1 protein-coding gene is annotated in these 522 nt (G+C 64.6%); it reads right to left on the reverse strand.

Translation table 11 applies throughout. From position 1 onward, the window contains the following. Positions 1-522, reverse strand: a 522-nt coding sequence (locus CKO11_RS17375) for an isocitrate/isopropylmalate family dehydrogenase (RefSeq protein ID WP_263298510.1), incomplete at both ends; no start/stop codon positions are given.

A 522-nucleotide genomic window follows, 5' to 3' on the forward strand; every position in this document is an offset into this window, starting at 1 on the left:
GCTGGCGGAAGTGCCGCGTGACCGTGCCATGCGCGGCCTCGGCCTCCACCGTCTGCCCGTCCGGCGTCATCAGCACGCTCGTCATCAGCCCGAGCGAGCCGAAGCCCTGCGCCACCGTATCCGATTGCACGTCGCCGTCGTAGTTCTTGCAGGCCCAGACATAGCCGCCCGACCATTTCAGCGCCGAAGCCACCATGTCGTCGATCAGCCGGTGCTCGTAGGTGATGCCCGCCGCCTTGAACTTCTCGGCGAATTCCTCCTCGTAGACCTGCTGGAAGAGGTCCTTGAAGCGCCCGTCGTAGGCCTTGAGGATCGTGTTCTTGGTCGAGAGGTACACCGGCCAGCCGAGATTCAGCCCGTAGTTCATCGAGGCGCGCGCGAAGTCGATGATCGACTGGTCGAGGTTGTACATCGCCATGGTCACGCCCGAGCCCGGCGCGTCGAACACCTCGCGTTCGATCACCGCGCCGTCCTCGCCCACGAATTTCAGCGTGAGCTTGCCCTTGCCCGGGAAGCGGAAGT

The organism is Rhodobacter sp. TJ_12 (assembly GCF_020023995.1).
Taxonomy (GTDB): Bacteria; Pseudomonadota; Alphaproteobacteria; order Rhodobacterales; family Rhodobacteraceae; genus Rhodobacter.